This window comes from Streptomyces cupreus (assembly GCF_014257025.1).
GTDB classification, from domain to species: Bacteria; Actinomycetota; Actinomycetes; order Streptomycetales; family Streptomycetaceae; genus Streptomyces; species Streptomyces cupreus.
The window spans coordinates 1-3,577 of the sequence record NZ_JACMSF010000142.1; the positions used below are offsets into that span (position 1 = coordinate 1).

Consider the following 3,577-nt stretch of genomic DNA (forward strand, 5'->3'; position numbering starts at 1 on the left):
AAGGCCGGGTAGTTAACGGATTCTTGCTGGTGGCAAGGGGGTTATCGGGTGCCTTGGCTGGTGTAGGTGGCGGGTCCGGTTTTGCGGATGTGTCCGTGGCGTGCCCATCGGTCGAGTTGTCGGCGCATGGTTCCCAGGGTGACGTCGCCGAGGTGGCGGGCGAGGTCGCGTGGGTGCCAATGGCGGTCGGGCTCGGTGTCGAGGACTTCCAGGACACGCTGCCGGCGGCGGTCTTCCGGCGGGGTGTGGCGGTCGTCGTGTGACGCTGCGGGTAGCTGTGGTTCGGGCTCGAGGATGCTGATGTGGAGACCGGTGATGGTGCGGCTTGTGTCCGGGCGGCCGTCTTGCTGGCGGTCGTGGTAGCGGGAGATCGGCGACTTGACCTTGCGGGTGCTGACACGCGGCCGTCGGGCTGGGAGGAGTCCGGCCAGGATCCGTCGGCCGATGACGCCGATCGTTGCACTTCCGGTGATGCTCCCGGCCTGGACGACCAGGTCACGGGCTGTGTGCAGGGCGATGGTGAAGCCGCATCGGTCCGGGTCGGTGCCCGGCCGGGACTCTGCCGCCTCGACCATCACGGTCCGCAGGGCCTGGTAGAGGCTGAGCAGGGCCCACATTTCCTGCTCGACACCGACCGGGTCGCCGGACCGCAGCACCCGGCCCCGCATAACGGTGTGCCGCAGCGCGAAGTAGGCAGATTCGTGCTCCCACCGCTGGTGGTAGAGGCCGACGAGAGCGCCGGCCGGGTAGCGGCGGGCGTCGGTGAGAGTGGTCACCAGGCGGTAGGAGCCGGTGAAGGTGCTGCCGTCGTCGCAGGTCACGGCGATCTGTGCTTCTACGACCCGGACCGGGAGGGTGCCGAGGACGGACAGGTAGGAGCCGTCCGCGAGCCTGACAAGGACCGGGGTGCGGCGGTTGGCCCGGAGCCGGCCCAGGAACTGCGCACCGGTGTCGGCCACGGCGGCGAGGAAGGCGTTGGCGTCGAAGCCCTTGTCCCACAGGACCAGCATGTTCGGGCTCAGGTGGTGCAGCAGCCGGCGGGCATAGGCGGTCTCCCCGTCGCTGGTGGCTCCGAATACCGCGCCGATCAGGGCCCGAGTCCCGGTCTCCACCAAGGTCATCAGCTCCAGCATCGGATAGCCACCACGGCTCTGTGGACCGAAGCGGTCCACGTTCCGGACGCTGTCGGGCAGCTTGATCGAGCTGCAGCCGTCGAAGGAGACCGTCCGGAAGGACCCGAAGCTCACGCCGGGCGTGGAGGGCTGGGCAAGCGGGCCGGCGAGGACTTCGAACAAGCGATGGACGGGCGCCGGACTGACTCGTCGGCGCAGGTCGCGGAGTGCCTTCGCGGTCGGCCACGCGGTCTCCAGCCCGGCACCCGCCAGTGCCGCGGTCAGCTTCTGCCACACCAACCGGTAGCCGACCTCCGGGAACAGGCACATCGCGAGCAAGAAGTAGACCCCGACCCGTGTGGGCAGGTCCCGTAACCGGCGCTGCACACACCGGGTCTCCTCCAGGACGGCGTCGACGAGGTCGAAGGGTACGACCTGGGTCAACTCACCCAGGTGACCAGGCCCGTACTGCCCCGCGGCCACCGTGAGTTCTTGAGAGAAGGTCGTCAGACCGGGTGGCAGGGCACACAGAGATGCAGGCAACGGGGCTCCTCGGCGATCAGCAGTCTTGGCGGACCATCTGATCAACGTCGATTCCGTTGCCCGCGTTGCGATCGACTCCGAAACGCCTTGCCACCAGCAAGAATCCGTTAACTACCCGGCCTTGGGACTTGGTCCGTGCTATGGGACATGCGAACCCCTGGTGAGCGCGGGAAAGTTCAGGCTGCCTCTGTGTCGGTTTCAGGTCAATGGGGCCGACATCTTTCGGTTGGGCTGATGTGGGCGTATGTTCTGCGATCCCCGCGAAGGGGCGTCCTCGGAGGCGCTCTGGCCCGCCGGTCCCCGGGGTACAGGAGCGGCGGGCCGCGTGCTGCTCAGATCATCTGTGCTGAGATCGTTCGCTCGTACCCGGAGAAAGCGCGGGCTCGGGGCCGAGCAGTCCTCGCCACGGGCGAGGCATACAGCCGCCCCGCCCACCACAAGAAGGGCACTAAGTGGGCATTTAGAGATGGTTCATGCCGGTAAGTTAACTTTCCTGACCGTCAGGCTTGAGGTGTTCGCCCCATACGTGCACCCTCGCGTTCATCGAGCCGCGAACTTGTCCGCCCGTTTGCTCCGGTTCTCGCGTCTGAAGTCCGTCTCGTTTGAAGATCAGGCAGAAACGCCCAGCAGCAGCGAAACAGCACCGTCCGCCGCATCCATGATCACGCTACGGCGTGATCCAGCGGAAACCGTACCCCAGCGACCTGTCGGACGCCCGATGGGCCTTAATCGAGCCGACCGCCGCCACATGCCCGGACACCATCCTGCCCTCACGCCCCTACCCAGGTCACTGGGCCGCTGCCACTCGGTTCTGGCGTTCCAGCAGGTCGAACGTTGGGCGCAGTAGAGATGACAACAGGAGAGCCCCCGACGCGCCGGCTGCGCAAGTCAACTGCCAGGCGTACTTGCCATCAATTCCAAAATACGCAGCCGGGACGGTGACTGCGCAAGTTAGGGCTATTACGACACACGTCATCGCACCCCTTCCACCTCCTCTCCTTATGGAAAAGGGAAATATCGCCATACTTGCGGCTGCGAATATACTGACAAGGAGGAGCCAAATCCAGTCGGGAAGGCCAGGGTGGAGCAGGAGCGCCCCCACCAACAAGGCGGCGAACAGGGCGTAAAGCGACGTGAAGCGAATCAATTTCTTTACTTTGCACTCTTCTTCATTTACGGTGGGCGTTATTGATTGATTCACATGCCTTGCCGGGATGCCGACCTGAACGAAGACGTAGACGGCGAATAGCGCACCTAGGAGGAAGCGATGAAACGTCTCGATGGGGACCGTTATAGGCAGTTTGCATGAATCCGCGCCCGCCGGGCAGGAGCCTGCTGCCGCCGACGCAAAGACAACGGCCACCGAAAAGGCGAGTAGTGCCAGAGCGAGGACTGCAACGGCTTCTCTAATCCGGTCATGCTTAAAAGTTGCCCGCCGGGCAAGGTTCTGAGTTTCCTTGCGCAGATCACTCTCTCTATCTTCCCTTATTTCATCTATGCTGCGATTCCATTCACCTTCCCATTCATCTTGCGTGGCTTCTGCTATCTTCAAAAACCACAGCTGTGACATCTTCCTTGGGTGACCGGCACTGTTAAGTGGGTTCGATGCAGGATCCCCACTTACTCCCGGCACGCCAATTGGGGCCGCGCGACCCGCGAGCAGTAGCATAACCGCCATGAATACGCCGAGAAGGAAGACGGTTATCGAAATTAGTACCACTGGTAGTTCATATGGAGTTACTTGAAAGTCGTATCCCAAATATTGGGCTGCGCTGAGAGAGCCCAGCGCGAGCATCGCTGTTGTCAGGAATGCCACGCTCGTTAGAAGCCGACCTATCTTGTCATCCATATGCTTTATCGCATCGAGGACTTCATCGAAACTATCTTCCAGCAGGGTAAACTTCGATAGTGCCTTCTGTTCA

Annotated in this window: 2 protein-coding genes and 1 pseudogene; 1 reads left to right on the forward strand and 2 read right to left on the reverse strand. The window is 63.0% G+C overall.

Annotated elements, in window-relative coordinates:
• Positions 1 to 41: 41 nt before the first annotated feature.
• Positions 42 to 1,655, reverse strand: coding sequence for an IS4 family transposase (locus H4N64_RS43895; protein ID WP_260860444.1), 1,614 nt, complete (start codon positions 1,653 to 1,655; stop codon positions 42 to 44).
• Between the two features lie 674 nt (positions 1,656 to 2,329).
• Between H4N64_RS43895 and H4N64_RS47110 the strand changes: the two are divergent.
• Positions 2,330 to 2,434: pseudogene (locus tag H4N64_RS47110) on the forward strand (transposase); the annotation flags it as partial.
• Between the two features lie 8 nt (positions 2,435 to 2,442).
• Here the strand turns inward: H4N64_RS47110 and H4N64_RS43900 are convergent.
• Positions 2,443 to 3,577 (reverse strand): Pycsar system effector family protein (locus H4N64_RS43900; protein ID WP_186288223.1); only part of this gene is annotated, 1,135 nt, incomplete at its 5' end.